Annotated in this window: 20 protein-coding genes; 16 read left to right on the forward strand and 4 right to left on the reverse strand. The window is 40.1% G+C overall.

Annotated elements, in window-relative coordinates:
* Nucleotides 1–23 precede the first annotated feature (23 nt).
* Entirely contained in the window at nucleotides 24–1,364 is a 1,341-nt protein-coding gene (locus ACLNCP_RS09645) for a sodium-dependent transporter (protein ID WP_424844373.1), read from the reverse strand.
* A 234-nt stretch (nucleotides 1,365–1,598) separates the two neighbouring features.
* On the opposite strand from ACLNCP_RS09645, the gene ACLNCP_RS09650 reads away from it, so the two are divergent.
* Nucleotides 1,599–2,339: a MerR family transcriptional regulator gene (locus ACLNCP_RS09650; protein ID WP_424844374.1), complete on the forward strand. Its 741-nt coding sequence runs from the start codon at nucleotides 1,599–1,601 to the stop codon at nucleotides 2,337–2,339.
* Nucleotides 2,340–2,380: 41 nt separating this feature from the next.
* Here ACLNCP_RS09650 and ACLNCP_RS09655 read toward each other — a convergent pair whose 3' ends face one another.
* The 3 genes from ACLNCP_RS09655 to ACLNCP_RS09665 are packed head-to-tail and all read right to left on the reverse strand — an operon-like array spanning nucleotide 2,381 to nucleotide 5,027.
* A complete protein-coding gene (locus ACLNCP_RS09655; RefSeq protein ID WP_033687195.1) occupies nucleotides 2,381–2,902 on the reverse strand; it encodes a DUF1697 domain-containing protein in 522 nt (173 codons plus the stop codon).
* A 48-nt stretch (nucleotides 2,903–2,950) separates the two neighbouring features.
* Nucleotides 2,951–4,123, reverse strand: a complete 1,173-nt coding sequence (locus tag ACLNCP_RS09660; RefSeq protein WP_424844375.1) for an NAD(P)/FAD-dependent oxidoreductase — start codon at nucleotides 4,121–4,123, stop codon at nucleotides 2,951–2,953.
* Between the two features lie 58 nt (nucleotides 4,124–4,181).
* Nucleotides 4,182–5,027 (reverse strand): DegV family protein, encoded by an 846-nt coding sequence (locus ACLNCP_RS09665; RefSeq protein ID WP_424844376.1) that lies wholly within the window; start codon nucleotides 5,025–5,027, stop codon nucleotides 4,182–4,184.
* Between the two features lie 124 nt (nucleotides 5,028–5,151).
* Between ACLNCP_RS09665 and ACLNCP_RS09670 the strand changes: the two genes are divergently transcribed.
* The 15 genes from ACLNCP_RS09670 to ACLNCP_RS09740 all read left to right on the forward strand — a co-directional run bounded on the left by ACLNCP_RS09670 (nucleotide 5,152) and on the right by ACLNCP_RS09740 (nucleotide 18,954).
* Complete coding sequence (locus ACLNCP_RS09670) at nucleotides 5,152–5,709, forward strand: TetR/AcrR family transcriptional regulator (protein WP_023943134.1); 558 nt, start codon at nucleotides 5,152–5,154, stop codon at nucleotides 5,707–5,709.
* An 18-nt stretch (nucleotides 5,710–5,727) separates the two neighbouring features.
* On the forward strand, nucleotides 5,728–6,195 hold the full coding sequence (locus tag ACLNCP_RS09675; protein WP_261015904.1) for a cytidine/deoxycytidylate deaminase family protein: 468 nt from the start codon (nucleotides 5,728–5,730) through the stop codon (nucleotides 6,193–6,195).
* An 88-nt stretch (nucleotides 6,196–6,283) separates the two neighbouring features.
* Entirely contained in the window at nucleotides 6,284–6,913 is a 630-nt protein-coding gene (upp, locus tag ACLNCP_RS09680; protein WP_000515974.1) for a uracil phosphoribosyltransferase, read from the forward strand.
* A gap of 172 nt (nucleotides 6,914–7,085) precedes the next feature.
* Entirely contained in the window at nucleotides 7,086–7,676 is a 591-nt protein-coding gene (gene clpP, locus ACLNCP_RS09685; RefSeq protein ID WP_000613475.1) for an ATP-dependent Clp protease proteolytic subunit ClpP, read from the forward strand.
* A gap of 78 nt (nucleotides 7,677–7,754) precedes the next feature.
* The gene (locus ACLNCP_RS09690; RefSeq protein ID WP_049492230.1) at nucleotides 7,755–8,042 is read left to right on the forward strand and encodes a YlbG family protein; all 288 of its coding nucleotides are present in this window, start codon (nucleotides 7,755–7,757) and stop codon (nucleotides 8,040–8,042) included.
* Between the two features lie 66 nt (nucleotides 8,043–8,108).
* Complete coding sequence (locus tag ACLNCP_RS09695) at nucleotides 8,109–9,269, forward strand: ABC transporter substrate-binding protein (RefSeq protein ID WP_424844377.1); 1,161 nt, start codon at nucleotides 8,109–8,111, stop codon at nucleotides 9,267–9,269.
* Between the two features lie 220 nt (nucleotides 9,270–9,489).
* Nucleotides 9,490–10,359, forward strand: coding sequence for a branched-chain amino acid ABC transporter permease (locus tag ACLNCP_RS09700; RefSeq protein WP_000941421.1), 870 nt, complete (start codon nucleotides 9,490–9,492; stop codon nucleotides 10,357–10,359).
* A gap of 3 nt (nucleotides 10,360–10,362) precedes the next feature.
* A complete protein-coding gene (locus ACLNCP_RS09705) occupies nucleotides 10,363–11,319 on the forward strand; it encodes a branched-chain amino acid ABC transporter permease (protein ID WP_000662286.1) in 957 nt (318 codons plus the stop codon).
* Nucleotides 11,319–12,083 (forward strand): ABC transporter ATP-binding protein, encoded by a 765-nt coding sequence (locus tag ACLNCP_RS09710; protein WP_001185995.1) that lies wholly within the window; start codon nucleotides 11,319–11,321, stop codon nucleotides 12,081–12,083. The genes ACLNCP_RS09705 and ACLNCP_RS09710 overlap by 1 nt, the downstream gene beginning before the upstream one ends.
* The gene (locus tag ACLNCP_RS09715; protein WP_000062200.1) at nucleotides 12,083–12,793 is read left to right on the forward strand and encodes an ABC transporter ATP-binding protein; all 711 of its coding nucleotides are present in this window, start codon (nucleotides 12,083–12,085) and stop codon (nucleotides 12,791–12,793) included. Before ACLNCP_RS09710 ends, ACLNCP_RS09715 begins: the two co-directional genes overlap by 1 nt.
* A gap of 307 nt (nucleotides 12,794–13,100) precedes the next feature.
* Nucleotides 13,101–13,757 (forward strand): CBS domain-containing protein, encoded by a 657-nt coding sequence (locus ACLNCP_RS09720; protein WP_004256822.1) that lies wholly within the window; start codon nucleotides 13,101–13,103, stop codon nucleotides 13,755–13,757.
* 108 nt (nucleotides 13,758–13,865) lie between these two features.
* Nucleotides 13,866–14,961 (forward strand): peptide chain release factor 2 gene (gene prfB, locus ACLNCP_RS09725; RefSeq protein WP_261065308.1). Its coding sequence is split into 2 segments (ribosomal slippage): nucleotides 13,866–13,937 and nucleotides 13,939–14,961, totalling 1,095 coding nucleotides; the frame shifts between segments, so codons are not numbered across the junction.
* A 17-nt stretch (nucleotides 14,962–14,978) separates the two neighbouring features.
* On the forward strand, nucleotides 14,979–15,671 hold the full coding sequence (gene ftsE / locus ACLNCP_RS09730; RefSeq protein WP_000022260.1) for a cell division ATP-binding protein FtsE: 693 nt from the start codon (nucleotides 14,979–14,981) through the stop codon (nucleotides 15,669–15,671).
* A complete protein-coding gene (gene ftsX / locus ACLNCP_RS09735) occupies nucleotides 15,664–16,590 on the forward strand; it encodes a permease-like cell division protein FtsX (RefSeq protein ID WP_000625545.1) in 927 nt (308 codons plus the stop codon). The genes ftsE and ftsX overlap by 8 nt, the downstream gene beginning before the upstream one ends.
* 183 nt (nucleotides 16,591–16,773) lie before the next feature.
* Entirely contained in the window at nucleotides 16,774–18,954 is a 2,181-nt protein-coding gene (locus ACLNCP_RS09740; RefSeq protein ID WP_424844378.1) for a PTS transporter subunit IIBC, read from the forward strand.
* Nucleotides 18,955–18,973 lie beyond the last annotated feature (19 nt).

Genomic DNA, 18,973 nt, shown 5'->3' on the forward strand with positions numbered 1-18,973 from the left:
TTCATTACTCAAGTCCTTTTTGATTACATAAATTGGGCGATAAAGACCACGATGATGATGATTGGAATGATGAAACGAAGAAGGAAGAGCCAGATTTGGAACAGTCCCTGTTTCCATGCTTTTTCATCGAGATGAAGTTCCTCCATTGCAAGAGCCTTTTTAAAGATATAGCCTGTAAAAAGTGAAAGGCAGAGAGCTCCAAATGGCATAAGGAGATTGGAAACCAAGAAGTCCATAGCATCAAAGAAGGTCTTCCCAAAAATATGAACATCCGCCATGACACCGTAAGATAGGGCTGAAGGGATTCCAAAGACAAAGGTCAAAATTCCTAAAATAACACTCCATTTGGCACGCTTGCTGTTGTCCTGATTGGTGATATTGCCTACATTGATTTCCAACATAACGACAGAAGAAGTGACCGTCGCAAAGAGGAAGAGCATGAGGAAGAGGATGTAGAAAATGGTTCCAAAAGGCATCTTGTCAAAGAGCTGAGGCAAGACGATAAAGAGCAGGCTCGGTCCCCCTTCAGATTGGATATTGAAGGCTGACATGGCTGGGAAAATGGCTAGACCCGCCATGATAGATACTGAAATATTCATGGCTACGATGGAAATCCCTGACTGGACTAGATTGGTTTTTTTGTCCAAATAAGAAGCATATGTCAGCATGGCTGTAACCCCTAGTGAGAGGGCAAAGAAAGATTGTCCCAGAGCATAGAGGAGACCAGCACTTGTCAGCTTAGAGAAGTCTGGTTTTAGGAAGTAAAGAACCCCTTCCATGGCATTTGGCAAACTGAGAGAGCGCCCAATGATCACAACAAAGATGATAAAGAGCAGGGGCATCATGACCTTTGAAGCTCTTTCAATCCCTTTTTGAACCCCACGTGATACAATAAAGATATTTAATAGGATAAAGGCTGCTTGAGCTCCTAGGGCAATGGCTGGATTTGAAATGATTGAAGTAAATAACTGAGCATAATCACCCGTTCCACCAAGTTGGAACAATTTTCCAAACTCAATGCCTAGATAGACTAAAATCCAGCCACCAATAACACTGTAAAACGATAAAAGGATAAAAAGGGCAAAGGCACCAATCCAACCGATAAAGTTGTACTTGCTATTCTTGCCCAGTTTTCCAAAGGTTTTGATAGCTGAGACACCAGCACTTCGGCCGAGGGCAAACTCAGCTAGCAAAAGGGGAAAACCGATTAGAATAGTGGAGATGAGAAAGACTAGTAAAAAGCCTCCTCCACCGTTAGCAGCAGTCATGTAAGGGAATTTCCAAACGGCACCAAGTCCGATGGCTGAACCAGCAGATGCTAGGATAAAGCCCAGTTTAGAACCCCATTGCGATTTTTCAGACATAGTTAAACTCCTAAAATTAGTATTACAAAAGAAAAAGCTACTGCCCTTGGCAAATAGCCTCATCAGTACTCAAAATGAGCCTTTCTTTCGATTGATAGACTTGACTATCCTATCATGTTTTCTAAGGTCTGTCAAGAAAACCATTTTCATGTTATGATAAAGTAAAAAATTTCGCAAAAACGCTTGACTCTGACCTAAGGGGAGGGGTTATACTATCAATGTAAGGAGGAAATCATGTACCATATAAAAGAAGCCGCGCAGCTTTCGGGTGTCTCTGTCAAGACCCTGCACCACTACGATAAGATAGGACTTTTGGTTCCTTTAAAGTCGGAAAACGGCTATCGAACCTACAGTCAGGAGGATTTGGAACGCCTTCAGGTTATTCTTTATTACAAATATCTAGGTTTTTCTTTAGAAAAAATAGCAGAGCTATTAAAGGAAGAAAGGGAAGATTTATTGCCTCATTTGACCAGGCAGTTGGACTATTTGATTCGAGAAAGGGAACATCTGAATACCTTGATTTCAACCTTGCAAAAAACCATTCAAGAACAAAAAGGAGAAAGAGAAATGAGCATTCAAGAGAAATTTGCTGGATTTAACTACCAAGACCATCAAAAATACCACCAAGAGGCGGTAGAGAAATATGGACAAGAAGTGATGGACCAAGCGCTCGAGCGCCAAAAAGGTCACGAAAACGAAGCTACGGCTGCCTTCAACCAAGTTTTTCGAGCCTTGTCACAAAATCTTCAAGCTGGACTGCCTGTAACAGCAACAGAAAACCAAGAAGAAGCTGCTAAACTCTTGCAAGCCATACGTACTTATGGATTTGATTGTACTATTGAAGTATTCGGTCATATTGGTAAAAGCTACGTCTATAACCCAGAGTTTAAGGAAAACATTGACAAATTTGGAATTGGAACAGCCCAGTACACATCAGATGTGATTGCCCACTATGTCCAAACTCAGACAAAATAAAATCGGAGGAGTATTCTTCCGATTTTTTCTAAATTCAAGCACTACTTGCTTAATAATTTTTCTACTACATTTAGTTTTCGCATGGTCAAATCTACATTGAAAAGCTTTTCAAGATAGTTGGTATGGAGTTTCTTTTGTTTTGCAGTTCTAGGGAGATAGAGGTAAAGACAATGGTTACCGATACAAATTTCTTCTTCACCGTAATCAATTTTCAATTTTTCTAAAGGGAGACTTTTAATAGATTCTTGATAAAAAATCACGTGTATACGGTCATAAAGATAGTGTTCTCCAAACGGGTTTTCTTGGACAATTTTTTTAAAATCACTTTTGTTCTTGATTACCATTTTTAAGTCAGCACCAATATTTTCATTTATTAGAGTATGGACACGTTCTCGTATTTTTTCTAAATCTAAGTCACTTTCAAGAATGATATTCCCACTTTGAATATAGGTTCGAACTTGTTGAAAACCAGCTTCTATCAAGATATCTACTAGATAAGACATTTTAGGGATAGCATTTTTTCCATTAGGAGTAACTCCCCTTAACAAGATAATATGTTCCAAAGTAGTTCCTTTCTTTTGGGGCTGATTTAGCCATTGAATAATTTAGATTTAGATTGGGTTTGATCCCGCCACCCAACCAGTGCAGAGGGCAGAAGTGATGTTAAACCCACCTGTGTGGGCATTGATATCCAGTACCTCGCCCGCAAAGTGGAGGCCAGGGACCAGCTTACTTTCTAGAGTTTTAGGATTGATTTCCTTGAGACTGACGCCACCCTTGGTAACAAATGACTTGGCAAGAGACATTTTACCAGTTACAGGAATTTTAAGTTCCTTGATGGACAGGTGAAGTTGATCGCATTCTTTTTCAGTCAACTGTTTGACTTTTTCAGGATAGCCTTGCACAAAAAATTCTGCCAAGCGTTCTGGCAACAAGGTTCTTAAAGCATTTTTTAGAGATTTTTCCCTATTTTCTTCTAGAAATGTAGCCAAGTCCTTCTCAGAAAGTTGAGGCAAAACATCTAGCGAGAGAACCTCCCCACCCTTGACAAAACTAGACATACGCAGGGCAGCAGGACCAGATAAACCAAAGTGGGTAAAGAGCAAATCGTGAGTGATGACATGCTTGTCATAACTTAGGGTCACGTCATCTAAGGAAATTCCCTGTAAGGCCTTATGTGGAAAATCTGTCACCAAAGGACTTTCAGCGGCCTCAAGCTCGGTAATGGTATGTTTGAAATGACGAGCAATCTCGTGACCAAAACCAGTTGAACCAGTGGAAGGATAGGATTTTCCACCAGTTGTGACAATGAGTTTATCACAAGTGAAGGTTTGGTCAGTTGATTTAAGGATAAACTGGTCGTCTACCTTTTTAACCGAAACAATTTCTGTTTGAGTAGCAACTTGACCACCTAGTTGAGCGATTTTCTTTTCCAAGGCTTCGATAATGGTTCGCGATTTGTCGCTGGCCGGAAAGACGCGGCCGTGGTCTTCGACCTTAAGTTTAACACCATTTTCTGTAAAAAAGTTGATGATATCATGGTTATCAAATTGGGAGAAGACACTATAAAGGAAGCGTCCGTTCCCAGGGATTCCAGCTAGTAGGTCATCTAGAGTTCCGTTGTTGGTTACATTGCACCGTCCCCCACCAGTCCCAGCTAATTTTTTTCCAAGTTTCCGATTTTTTTCGATGAGGAGGGTTTTCTGTCCATAAAAACTACTGGAAATCGTAGCCATCATACCAGCAGGACCTCCACCGATGACAATAGTATCAAAATGTTTCATAGCTCTATTGTACCATAAAAAAACAAGAGATGATGGTCACCTCTTGTCAAGAATGCAATTAATCAATTTCATATCCCATCAGCAAACCACCATCTTCTGCATAGAAACTGCAGAGACCAGAGGTTGGGAGAATTTTAATATTCGCCTGTGGGAAGGTTTCACGGATTCGCTCTGAGAGCTGTTGGCAACATTTCTCGTTATTGCGTTGGGCCATGACAATACGACCACCAGCATATCCAGCCTTGACTAACTCTTCATAGGCTGCCTGAATCGATTTCTTTGGTCCTCTTGCTTTTTGTAGCAATTCGAGGGTTCCAGTTTCACTAGCTTCCCCGACCATACGGATGTTGAGAAGGCCAACGACCGTACCGATAAGCTTGCTCAAACGGCCGTTCTTCACCAAGTTATCGACTTTAGCTAGTACAAAGAGCAATTTGGTTTTTTCTTGATAGGCAGTGATAGCTTCAACCACTTCTTCAAAAGATAAGCCCTGGTCAATCAAGTCATTCAATTTTTCTACGAGCAAGTCAACTTCCCCACCAGCAGACAAACTATCAATTACATGAATTTTAGTATCAGGATGTTCTTCCAGATAAATATTCTTAGCTAGTTGAGCACTATTGTGACTGCCAGAAAGAGTACCTGTGATAGTTACTAGGAAAATGTTTTTGGCTCCTTCAAATGCTCGCAAATAATCATCTGGGCTTGGACAAGCTGATTTTGAAGCTTCTGCAGTTGCATACATGGTTTCCATCATTTGGTCAATGTCAAGACTGGCATCATCAACAAAGACCTGGTCAGCTACTTGAATGGTTAAGGGGACACTTACAAAGGTCGTGTCAATAGCTGGTCTTGCCAGCTGACGATAATCACAACCAGAGTCAGCAATAATCTTCCAAGTCATAGAAATTCTCCATCTTTGTCAGTTATACATTGACAAAGGTTCTGTCTTTTTTTACAATTATATCATGAAAACCCTTGAAACAAAAGCCTTATCTGTCTGTTGTGACAAGTAGAAAGAAAATGTTATGTCTGAACGTAGAATCTCTGAAAAATCTCTTGAAAATCTCAGAAAATCAAACCAAGAATCCAATCTTTTAACCAGAGAAGCAATTGAAACAGCCCTCTTGCAGCTCTTGGAAAAAAAGGACTTGACCAAGATTAGTATTTCAGAATTGGTCAAACGTGCAGGCGTTTCGCGTGCGGCCTTTTATCGCAATTATGATTCCAAAGAGGAGATTTTAGAAAGCGTCTTCAAACGAACTGTCCACAATATTATGGAACAGCTGCATCATTACGATTTAAAGACAGATCTTTATCTGGTCTGGGTTCACCTTTTCCGAGAAGCAAGAAAGGAAGCCAGAGTGATTCAACTGGCCTTGGATTACCATCTGGAAAAAATCTTTATCCAAGCCATGCAGGAATTTCTAGAAAAATACCATGGGAAATCAAAAGGTGTCAGCTCTTATCTTCATTCCTTCTGGAGTTCAGCCATCGTCTCAGTCCTTTTAAAATGGATCAAGGATGGCATGAAGGTACCTGCTGAAAAGATTGCGGATTTACGGTTACCATTTTTTAAAAAATAGAGAAAAAGGAGAAGAGATATGACTGAAAAAAGACTGGCCTGGGATGAGTATTTTGCAGCCCAAGCATTACTAATTGCCAATCGTTCCACTTGTAAACGTGCCAAAGTGGGTGCAATTCTGGTTAAGGATAATAAAGTTATTTCCACTGGTTATAATGGTTCGGTGTCAGGTACCGAGCATTGTATTGACCACGAATGTCTGGTCATTGAAGGTCACTGTGTTCGTACCCTTCACGCTGAGGTCAATGCTGTCCTTCAAGGTGCAGAACGTGGTATTCCTAAAGGCTTTACAGCCTATGTGACCCATTTTCCTTGTCTGAACTGTACAAAACAATTGCTTCAGGTCGGCTGCAAGCGCGTGGTTTATATCAACCAGTACCGAATGGACGACTACGCCCAATACCTTTATCAAGAAAAGGGAACAGAATTGACTCATTTACCACTTGAGACAGTACAGGCCGCTCTTAAAGAAGCAGATCTAATGTAAAAATTATCAAAAATAAATGGTTTAGAAAGATTTTTAAACCGTTTTTTGGTATAATAAGAAGAATAAATTGAAAGAAGGAATTCCAAAAATGGGAAAAATTGAAGTTATTAATCATCCACTGATTCAACACAAATTGTCAATCTTGCGTCGTACAGATACTTCTACAAAAGCTTTTCGTGAGCTAGTAGATGAGATTGCAATGTTGATGGGGTATGAAGTACTTCGTGATCTTCCACTAGAAGATGTGGAAATCGAAACACCAATCACAAAAACAGTTCAAAAACAATTGGCAGGTAAGAAATTAGCCATCGTTCCAATCTTGCGTGCAGGTATCGGGATGGTCGATGGGCTCTTGAGCTTAGTTCCAGCTGCTAAAGTTGGCCACATTGGTATGTACCGTGATGAAGAAACGCTTCAACCAGTTGAGTACTTGGTGAAATTACCTGAAGATATTGACCAACGTCAAATTTTTGTGGTAGACCCAATGTTGGCAACAGGTGGATCAGCAATCTTGGCTGTTGACTCTCTTAAAAAACGTGGTGCATCAAATATCAAATTTGTCTGCCTTGTATCTGCTCCAGAAGGTGTTAAAGCCCTTCAAGAAGCTCATCCAGATGTAGAAATCTTTACAGCAGCCTTGGATGAACGCTTGAACGAACACGGTTATATCGTTCCAGGTCTTGGAGATGCTGGGGACCGCTTGTTCGGTACAAAATAAAATAAAAAAGAGATTGACTTGGAAAAGGATTTCCAGTCACGAAAGGAGGTTGAATTTTTGTTTCTGTCTAATGAAAACAGAGCAAAAATTTGACCTTTTTTGACCAAGATATTATAATAGTCTTATCTTCAGTCATTTGACCAACAAAATTAAAACTCAAAAGGAGAAATAAATGATTCCTGTAGTTATTGAACAAACAAGCCGTGGAGAACGTTCCTACGATATTTACTCACGTCTTCTTAAAGACCGCATCATTATGCTGACAGGTCCAGTTGAAGACAACATGGCTAACTCTGTTATTGCTCAGTTGCTTTTCTTGGATGCCCAAGATAGTACAAAAGATATTTACCTTTATGTCAATACACCTGGTGGTTCCGTTTCAGCTGGTTTGGCAATCGTTGATACCATGAACTTTATTAAGGCAGATGTCCAAACCATTGTTATGGGAATGGCAGCATCTATGGGGACGGTCATTGCATCAAGTGGAGCAAAAGGCAAACGTTTCATGCTTCCAAATGCAGAGTATATGATCCACCAACCAATGGGTGGTACAGGTGGAGGTACTCAGCAAACCGATATGGCGATCGCTGCAGAACACTTGCTTAAAACTCGTAATACCTTGGAAAAAATCTTGGCTGAAAATTCAGGTCAGTCAATCGAAAAAGTTCACGCAGATGCAGAACGCGATAACTGGATGAGTGCCCAAGAAACACTTGAATATGGCTTTATTGATGAAATCATGGCCAACAATTCATTGAATTAATGATCAAAGAAGGCAAACTCGACTGGGTTTGCTTTTTTTGGTATAATAGGGGGAGATTTCTTAGAAAGAGGATTTATCATGTTTGAAAAAGTCAATCGATCTGGCTTGATTATCTATCTTTACTATAATCGTGATGCCAAAAAATTGCAGGATTATGGAGATATTACCTATCATTCCAAGAAACATCGTTACTTACAACTCTATGTTCCAACTCAAGAAGTGGAGCAATTGGTCGGACACTTGAGCAAGGAAAAATTTATCAAAAAAGTGAGAGTTTGTCATATCCAAGAGCTGGAAACACCCTTTGTGGGCAATCTTTATCGAGAGGAAAACGTTATCATCGAAAAAGTTCAAGAAAAGTGTTGACAATTTTCTGATAATTCGGTATATTCTTAACATGCTATTTATTTAAGAAATAAGGAGACAAAAAAGATGAAGAAAAAATTTGCCCTATCGTTTGTGGCGCTTGCAAGTGTAGCACTTCTTGCAGCCTGTGGAGAAGTGAAGTCTGGAGCGTCAAACGCTGCTGGTAACTCAGTAGATGAAAAGACAATCAAAATCGGATTTAACTTTGAAGAATCAGGTTCCTTAGCTGCATATGGAACAGCTGAACAAAAAGGTGCCCAACTTGCTGTTGATGAAATCAATGCCGCAGGAGGTATCGACGGAAAACAAATCGAAGTAGTTGATAAAGATAACAAGTCTGAAACAGCTGAGGCGGCTTCAGTAACAACGAACCTTGTAACTCAATCTAAAGTATCAGCAGTCGTAGGGCCTGCGACATCTGGTGCAACTGCAGCTGCGGTAGCGAACGCTACAAAAGCAGGTGTTCCATTGATTTCACCAAGTGCGACTCAAGATGGATTGACTAAAGGTCAAGATTACCTCTTTATCGGAACTTTCCAAGATAGCTTCCAAGGAAAGATTATCTCAAACTATGTTTCAAACAAATTAAACGCTAAGAAAGTTGTTCTTTACACTGACAATGCCAGCGACTATGCTAAAGGTATTGCCAAAGCTTTCCGTGAAACTTACAAGGGTGAAATCGTTGCAGATGAAACTTTCGTAGCAGGTGACACAGACTTCCAAGCAGCTTTGACAAAAATCAAAGATAAAGACTTTGATGCGATCGTTCTTCCTGGTTACTACAATGAGGCTGGTAAGATTGTAAACCAAGCGCGTGGTATGGGAATTGACAAACCAATCGTTGGTGGTGATGGATTCAATGGTGAAGAGTTTGTACAACAAGCAACTGCTGAAAAAGCATCAAACATCTACTTTATCTCAGGCTTCTCAACTACTGTAGAAGTTTCGGCTAAAGCAAAAGCCTTCCTTGACGCATACCGTGCTAAGTACAATGAAGAGCCTTCAACATTTGCAGCCTTGGCTTATGACTCAGTTCACCTTGTAGCAAATGCAGCAAAAGGTGCTAAAAACTCAGGTGAAATCAAGGATAACCTTGCTAAAACAAAAGACTTTGAAGGTGTAACTGGTCAAACAAGCTTCGATGCAGACCACAACACAGTCAAAACTGCTTACATGATGACCATGAACAATGGTAAGGTTGAAGCAGCAGAAGTTGTAAAACCATAATAGAAAATGTTGAAATAGGGAATGAGCCTTTGACTCACTCCCTGTTTCGATGTTTAATACTCTTCAAAAATCAAATTCAAACTGCGTCAACGTCGCCTTGCCGTACTCAAGTACAGCCTGTGGCTAGTTTCCTAGTTTGCTCTTTGATTTTTATTGAGTATAAGAACTTATAAAAAGTGAGGGAAAACCCTCGAAATTATAAATAGAAAGAGTGAATCTTATGCTCCAACAACTAGTAAATGGTTTGATTCTAGGTAGTGTTTATGCGCTGTTAGCCCTAGGATATACCATGGTTTACGGAATTATCAAGCTCATCAACTTCGCCCACGGTGATATTTATATGATGGGAGCCTTTATCGGTTATTTCTTGATTAATTCTTTCCAAATGAATTTCTTTGTAGCTCTTATTGTAGCTATGTTAGCGACAGCCATTCTTGGTGTCGTGATTGAGTTCCTTGCTTACCGACCTTTGCGTCACTCTACTCGTATTGCTGTTTTGATTACGGCTATTGGGGTTTCTTTCCTATTGGAGTATGGGATGGTCTATCTGGTTGGTGCCAATACCCGTGCCTTCCCTCAAGCGATTCAAACAGTTCGCTATGATTTGGGACCAATCAGCTTAACAAATGTGCAGTTAATGATCTTGGCCATTTCCTTGATTTTGATGATTTTGTTACAAGTCATTGTCCAAAAAACAAAGATGGGGAAAGCCATGCGTGCTGTATCTGTAGATAGCGATGCGGCACAATTGATGGGGATCAATGTAAACCGTACTATCAGCTTTACCTTTGCTTTGGGTTCAGCTCTTGCTGGTGCAGCTGGTGTTCTGATTGCCCTCTATTATAACTCTCTTGAGCCTTTGATGGGGGTTACTCCAGGTCTTAAGTCTTTCGTTGCCGCAGTACTTGGTGGTATCGGGATTATTCCTGGTGCGGCTCTTGGTGGTTTTGTGATTGGTTTATTGGAAACTTTTGCGACAGCCTTTGGAATGTCAGACTTCCGTGATGCCATTGTTTATGGAATCCTGTTGTTGATCTTGATTGTCCGCCCAGCAGGTATTCTTGGTAAAAATGTGAAAGAGAAGGTGTAAACGATGAAGGAAAATTTAAAAGTTAATATTCTATGGTTACTCCTTTTATTAGCTGGCTATGGCTTGATTAGTGTACTGGTTTCAGTCGGAGTACTCAACCTATTCTATGTACAGATTTTACAACAAATTGGAATTAATATTATTTTGGCTGTTGGTCTCAACTTAATCGTTGGTTTTTCAGGACAATTTTCACTTGGGCATGCTGGTTTCATGGCGATTGGTGCCTATGCCGCTGCTATTATTGGATCTAAATCACCAACCTACGGTGCCTTCTTTGGAGCTATGCTGATAGGGGCTTTGCTTTCAGGAGCAGTTGCCTTGCTTGTCGGAATTCCAACCTTGCGCTTGAAGGGGGATTACCTTGCGGTGGCGACTCTAGGTGTTTCTGAAATTATCCGTATCTTTATCATCAATGGTGGAAGCCTTACAAATGGTGCGGCAGGTATCTTGGGAATTCCTAACTTTACAACTTGGCAAATGGTATACTTCTTTGTCGTGATTACAACCATTGCAACCTTGAACTTCTTGCGTAGTCCAATTGGTCGTTCAACCCTCTCCGTTCGTGAAGATGAAATCGCTGCAGAGTCAGTCGGTGTTAATACAACTAAAATTAAAATCATCGCTTTTGTCTTTGGTGCCATTACTGCAAGTATTGCAGGGTCACTTCAGGCAGGATTTATCGGGTCTGTTGTACCGAAAGATTACACATTCATTAACTCAATCAACGTATTGATTATTGTTGTATTTGGTGGACTTGGTTCCATTACAGGTGCGATTGTTTCAGCTATTGTCCTTGGAATTTTGAATATGCTTCTCCAAGATGTTGCTAGCGTGCGTATGATTATCTACGCTTTGGCCTTGGTATTGGTAATGATTTTCAGACCAGGTGGACTCCTTGGAACATGGGAATTGAGCCTATCACGTTTCTTTAAAAAATCTAAGAAGGAGGAACAAAACTAATGGCATTACTTGAAGTAAAACAGTTAACCAAACATTTTGGCGGTCTAACAGCTGTTGGAGATGTGACTCTTGAATTGAACGAAGGGGAACTGGTTGGATTAATCGGTCCAAATGGAGCTGGGAAAACCACCCTTTTCAACCTCTTGACGGGTGTTTATGAACCAAGCGAGGGAACAGTAACCCTTGATGGTCACCTTTTGAATGGAAAGGCACCTTATAAGATTGCCTCTTTGGGACTTGGACGTACTTTCCAAAATATTCGACTCTTTAAAGATTTAACAGTTTTGGACAATGTTTTGATTGCTTTTGGCAACCATCACAAACAACATGTTTTTGCTAGTTTTTTGCGCTTACCAGCTTTTTACAAGAGTGAAAAAGAATTAAAGGCTAAAGCCTTGGAATTGTTGAAAATCTTTGATTTAGATGGTGATGCAGAAACGCTTGCTAAAAATCTTGCCTACGGACAACAACGTCGTTTGGAAATTGTTCGTGCCCTCGCTACGGAACCTAAAATTCTCTTTTTAGATGAACCAGCTGCAGGTATGAATCCTCAGGAAACAGCAGAATTGACTGAGTTAATTCGTCGTATCAAAGATGAATTTAAGATTACGATCATGCTGATTGAACACGATATGAATCTGGTCATGGAAGTAACAGAACGCATCTACGTACTTGAATATGGTCGTTTGATTGCTCAGGGAACTCCAGACGAAATTAAGACCAATAAACGCGTTATCGAAGCTTATCTAGGAGGTGAAGCCTAATGTCTATGTTAAAAGTTGATAATCTTTCTGTGCATTACGGTATGATCCAAGCAGTCCGTGATGTAAGCTTTGAAGTGAATGAAGGAGAAGTTGTTTCCCTTATCGGTGCCAATGGTGCAGGTAAGACAACCATTCTCCGTACCTTGTCTGGTTTGGTTCGACCAAGTTCAGGAAAGATTGAATTTTTAGGTCAAGAAATCCAAAAAATGCCGGCTCAGAAAATCGTGGCAGGTGGTCTTTCACAAGTTCCAGAAGGACGCCACGTTTTCCCTGGCTTAACTGTTATGGAAAATCTAGAAATGGGAGCTTTCTTAAAGAAAAATCGTGAAGAAAATCAAGCTAACTTGAAGAAGGTTTTCTCACGTTTCCCACGTCTTGAAGAACGGAAGAACCAGGATGCAGCCACTCTTTCAGGAGGAGAACAACAAATGCTTGCCATGGGACGCGCTCTTATGTCAACACCAAAACTTCTTCTCTTAGATGAACCATCAATGGGACTTGCCCCAATCTTTATTCAAGAGATTTTTGATATCATTCAAGACATCCAGAAACAAGGAACAACTGTCCTCTTGATTGAACAAAATGCCAATAAGGCACTCGCAATCTCTGACCGAGGTTATGTACTGGAAACAGGAAAAATCGTTCTATCAGGAACAGGAAAAGAACTCGCCTCATCAGAAGAAGTCAGAAAAGCATATCTAGGTGGCTAAAACAATCCAGTGGATTGTTTTAGTCGGCAGATAGAGATTGCAGAGCAATCATCGCATAGTCCGGGGGACCTTTTTAGTCGGCAGATAGAGATTGCGAAGCAATTCTCATCTGCACTGGAAGGTTAGCTTCTAATCATTGAAACAAAACAGAATGAAGCTGTCTATCCTTCATTCACGGAGCTCGATTTTAGAGCTCTTTTTGCTAGCTTATTCATACTTTTCTGAATTTTGAAAAAGAAATGTAAGCGTTTGATAGATTTACAAAAAGATTGTATAATAGGGATAAGAATAGAAAAGGAGAAGTCTCATGGCAGTTAAAGATTTTATGACCCGCAAGGTAGTTTATATTAGTCCAGATACAACAGTATCTCATGCAGCAGATTTAATGAGAGAGCAAGGATTACACCGCTTGCCTGTTATCGAAAATGATCAATTGGTTGGTTTGGTGACTGAGGGCACCATTGCCCAAGCTAGTCCATCCAAGGCAACAAGTCTTTCTATCTATGAGATGAACTATCTTCTAAATAAGACAAAAGTAAAAGATGTGATGATTCGTGATGTTGTCACTGTTTCAGGCTATGCGAGTCTAGAGGATGCAACTTATCTGATGTTGAAAAACAAGATTGGTATTCTTCCTGTCGTAGATAACCATCAAGTCTATGGGGTTATTACGGACCGTGACGTTTTCCAAGCCTTTCTTGAAATCGCAGGTTATGGCGAAGAAGGGATTCGTGTACGCTTTGTTACGGAAAATGAAGTTGGTGTACTCGGAAAGATTGTTTCTTTGATTGTAGAAGAAAATTTGAATATCTCGCATACAGTCAATATTCCGCGTAAGGATGGTAAGGTGATTATCGAAGTTCAAATCGATGGATCAATTGATTTACCAGCCTTGAAAGAAAAATTTGAATCAGAGAATATTCAAGTAGAAGAGATTACTCGTACCTCAGCAAAAGTCTTGTAAGAAGGGAAGCCGAAAGGCTTCTTTTTACGTGTTATAAGGGATTAGAGCAAAAGATGGAAAGAAATGATAAAATATGCTATAATGAAATGATGTAAAAAAGGAGTATTTATGGACATTTCAGAAATTCGTCAGAAAATTGACGCAAATCGTGAAAAATTAGCTTCTTTCAGGGGGTCTCTTTGACCTCGAAGGCTTAGAGGAAGAGATTGCCATCTTGGAAAACAAGATGACAGAACCTGATTTTTGGAACGATAATATCGCGGCCCAAAAAACGTCGCAAGAATTAAATGAATTAAAAAACACTTACAATACCTTCCATAAGATGGAAGAGGTGCAGGATGAAGTTGAAATTTTATTGGACTTTTTAGCAGAAGACGAGTCAGTGCATGATGAACTGGTCGAACAGTTATCCGAACTTGATAAGATGATGACCAGTTACGAGATGACCTTGCTCTTGTCAGAACCTTATGACCATAATAATGCGATTTTGGAAATCCATCCAGGATCCGGTGGTACTGAGGCTCAGGACTGGGGTGATATGTTGCTTCGTATGTACACTCGCTATGGAAATGCTAAAGGCTTTAAAGTGGAAGTATTGGATTACCAAGCAGGAGATGAAGCTGGTATCAAGTCAGTAACCTTATCTTTTGAAGGACCTAATGCCTATGGTCTTCTCAAGTCAGAAATGGGTGTACACCGTTTGGTACGAATTTCACCATTTGACTCTGCTAAACGTCGCCACACCTCTTTCACATCTGTAGAAGTGATGCCAGAATTGGATGATACTATTGAAGTAGAAATCCGTGAAGATGATATCAAGATGGATACTTTCCGTTCAGGTGGTGCTGGTGGACAAAACGTCAACAAGGTTTCCACAGGTGTGCGTTTGACACACATTCCTACGGGAACTGTCGTTCAGTCAACAGTCGATCGTACCCAGTATGGAAATAGAGATCGTGCCATGAAGATGTTGCAGGCTAAGCTCTATCAAATGGAGCAGGAGAAGAAAGCTGCGGAAGTCGATTCCCTCAAGGGTGAGAAAAAGGAAATCACATGGGGAAGTCAAATTCGTTCTTATGTTTTCACGCCATATACTATGGTAAAAGACCATCGAACTAACTTTGAAGTTGCACAAGTAGATAAGGTTATGGATGGAGACCTAGATGGTTTTATTGATGCCTATCTCAAGTGGAGAATCAGCTAAGATAGAAAGGAACTCACATGTCAATTATTGAAATGAGAGATGTCGTCAAAAAATACGACAACGGAACGACTGCCCTACGTGGTGTTTCGGTCAGCATTCAACCAGGAGAATTTGCCTATATCGTAGGTCCGTCAGGAGCTGGAAAATCAACCTTTATTCGTTCTTTGTACCGCGAAGTAAAAATCGAAAAAGGAAGCTTATCTGTTGCTGGTTTTAATCTGGTTAAAATTAAAAAGAAAGATGTCCCTCTCCTACGTCGTAGTGTTGGGGTTGTCTTCCAAGATTATAAGCTCTTACCAAAGAAAACCGTTTATGAAAATATTGCTTATGCAATGGAGGTAATTGGAGAAAGTCGCCGTAATATCAAAAAACGTGTTATGGAAGTTTTAGACTTGGTTGGATTGAAGCATAAGGTTCGTTCTTTCCCAAATGAACTTTCAGGGGGAGAACAACAGCGTATTGCGATTGCGCGTGCTATTGTAAATAATCCTAAAGTATTGATTGCGGACGAACCAACAGGAAACTTGGACCCAGATAATTCATGGGAAATCATGAATTTGTTGGAACGCATCAATCTCCAAGGTACAACTGTCTTGATGGCTACCCACAACAGTCAGATTGTAAATACCTTGCGCCACCGTGTCATTGCCATTGAAAATGGCCGTGTCGTTCGTGACGAAGCTAAAGGAGAATATGGATACGATGATTAGTAGATTTTTTCGCCATTTATTTGAATCGTTAAAAAGTTTGAAACGAAATGGCTGGATGACAGTAGCTGCTGTTAGTTCAGTTATGATTACTTTGACCTTGGTTGCAATATTTGCATCTGTTATCTTTAATACGGCTAAACTAGCTACAGATATCGAAAATAATGTCCGAGTAATGGTATACATTCGTAAGGACGTAGCTGATAATAGTGAGACGATTGAAAAAGAAGGTCAAACTGTTACAAATAACGACTACCATAAGGTATATGATGCTTTGAAAGGTATGTCAACCGTTAAAAGTGTTACGTTTTCAAGTAAAGAAGAACAATATGAAAAGTTGACAGAAACAATGGGGGACAACTGGAAAATCTTTGAAGGCGATGCCAATCCTCTTTATGATGCATATATCGTTGATACAAATACACCCAGTGATGTAAAGACAGTAGCAGAAGAAGCTAAAAAAATCGAAGGTGTATCAGAAGTTCAAGATGGTGGTGCTAATACAGAACGCTTGTTTAAGTTAGCCTCATTTATTCGTGTCTGGGGACTAGTTATCGCTGGATTATTGATTTTCATTGCGGTGTTCTTGATTTCTAATACTATACGTATCACCATTATTTCACGAAGCCGTGAAATTCAAATCATGCGTTTAGTAGGTGCTAAGAATGGCTATATCCGCGGACCTTTCTTGCTTGAAGGTGCCTTCATTGGTTTGCTTGGAGCAACACTTCCATCAGTTCTGGTATTTATTGTCTATAAAATGGTTTACCAATCGGTTAATAAGTCATTGGTTGGTCAGAACCTTTCAATGATATCACCAGAAGTATTCAGTCCACTGATGATTGCTCTATTATTTGTGATTGGAATTTTTATCGGTTCAATCGGATCAGGAATTTCAATGCGCCGATTCCTGAAAATCTAAAATAAAATAGAAGTATATTTGAGGAGATTTTAATATCTCCTTTTTTACTACAAAAATTTTAGAAAAAAGTCTACTTTTTTTATAAAAGCCTTTACAAAAAAAATTAAAGTGGTATAATTAAATTATAGAAAGTGCAAACGTTTTCGTAAAACGTTTGCCTAAATAAAAATAAAGGAGATTTGAATGATGAAAGATACATTCAAAAATGTCTTGTCTTTCGAGTTTTGGCAAAAATTCGGTAAGGCTTTGATGGTGGTTATCGCGGTTATGCCGGCTGCTGGTTTGATGATTTCAATCGGTAAGTCTATCGTAATGATTAACCCAACTTTTGCACCACTTGTAGTTACAGGTGGAATTCTTGAGCAAATTGGTTGGGGGGTTATCGGTAACCTTCACATTTTGTTTGCCCTAGCAATTGGAGGAAGCTGGGCTAAAGAACGTGCTGGTGGTGCTTTCGCCGCTGGTCTTGCCTTCATCTTGATTAACCGTATCACTGGTACAATCTTTGGTGTATCAGGAGATATGTTGAAAAATCCAGATGCTATGGTCACAACTCTCTTTGGTGGTTCAATCAAAGTTGCTGATTACTTCATTAGTGTTCTTGAAGCTCCAGCATTGAACATGGGTGTGTTTGTAGGGATTATCTCAGGTTTTGTAGGGGCAACTGCTTACAATAAATACTACAACTTCCGTAAACTTCCTGATGCACTTTCATTCTTCAACGGGAAACGTTTCGTACCATTTGTAGTTATTCTTCGTTCAGCAATCGCTGCAATTCTACTTGCTGCCTTCTGGCCAGTAGTTCAAACAGGTATCAATAGCTTTGGTATCTGGATTGCCAACTCACAAGAAACTGCTCCAATCCTTGCACCATTCTTGTATGGTACTTTGGAACGTTTGCTCTTGCCATTTGGTCTTCACCATATGTTGACTATCCCAATGAACTACACAGCTCTTGGTGGTACTTATGACATTTTAACTGGTGCAGCTAAAGGTACTCAAGTATTTGGTCAAGACCCACTATGGCTTGCATGGGTAACAGACCTTGTTAACCTTAAAGGTACAGATGCAAGTCACTACCAACAATTGTTAGATACTGTTCACCCAGCTCGTTTCAAAGTTGGACAAATGATCGGTTCATTCGGTATCTTGATGGGTATGATCGTTGCTATCTACCGTAATGTCGATGCTGATAAGAAACATCAATATAAAGGTATGATGATTGCGACAGCTCTTGCAACATTCTTGACAGGGGTTACTGAACCAATCGAATACATGTTCATGTTTGTAGCAACACCTATGTATCTTGTTTACTCACTTGTTCAAGGTGCTGCCTTCGCTATGGCTGACGTAGTAAACCTACGTGTCCACTCATTCGGTTCAATTGAATTCTTGACTCGTACACCACTAGCAATTAATGCTGGTATTGGTATGGATATCGTTAACTTTATCTGGGTAACTGTTCTCTTTGCCGTAATCATGTACTTTATCGCAAACTTCATGATTCAAAAATTCAACTACGCAACTCCAGGACGTAACGGAAATTACGAAACTGCTGAAGGTTCAGAAGAAGCTAGTAGCGAAGTGAAAGTTGCAGCAGGCTCTCAAGCTGTAAACATTATTAACCTTCTTGGTGGACGTGCAAACATCGTTGATGTTGATGCATGTATGACTCGTCTTCGTGTAACTGTAAAAGATGCTGACAAAGTCGGTGATGCAGAACAATGGAAAGCAGAAGGAGCTATGGGTCTTGTCATGAAAGGACAAGGAGTTCAAGCTATCTACGGTCCAAAAGCAGACGTATTGAAATCTGATATCCAAGATATCCTTGATTCAGGTGAAATCATTCCTGAAACTCTTCCAAGCCAAATGACTGAAGCACAACAAAACACTGTTCACTTCAAAGGTCTTACTGAGGAAGTTTACTCAGTAGCAGATGGTCAAGTTGTTGCTTTGGAACAAGTGAAAGATCCAGTATTTGCTCAAAAAATGATGGGTGATGGATTTGCTGTAGAACCTGCAAATGGAAACATTGTATCTCCAGTTTCAGGTACTGTATCAAGCATCTTCCCTACAAAACATGCTCTTGGTCTTGTGACTGAAGCAGGTCTTGAAGTATTGGTTCACATTGGTTTGGACACAGTAAGTCTTGAAGGTAAACCATTTACAGTTCATGTTGCTGAAGGACAAAAAGTTGCAGCAGGAGATCTCCTTGTCACAGCTGACTTGGATGCTATCCGTGCAGCAGGTCGTGAAACTTCAACAGTGGTTGTCTTCACAAATGCTGAAGCTATTAAATCAGTTAAATTAGAACAAACAGGTTCTCTTGCAGCTAAAACAGCAGTTGCTAAAGTAGAATTGTAATACACTTGAGGTTGGAAGC

Origin of the sequence: Streptococcus sp. CL6.35, assembly GCF_049737915.1 — a bacterium.
Taxonomy (GTDB): domain Bacteria; phylum Bacillota; class Bacilli; order Lactobacillales; family Streptococcaceae; genus Streptococcus.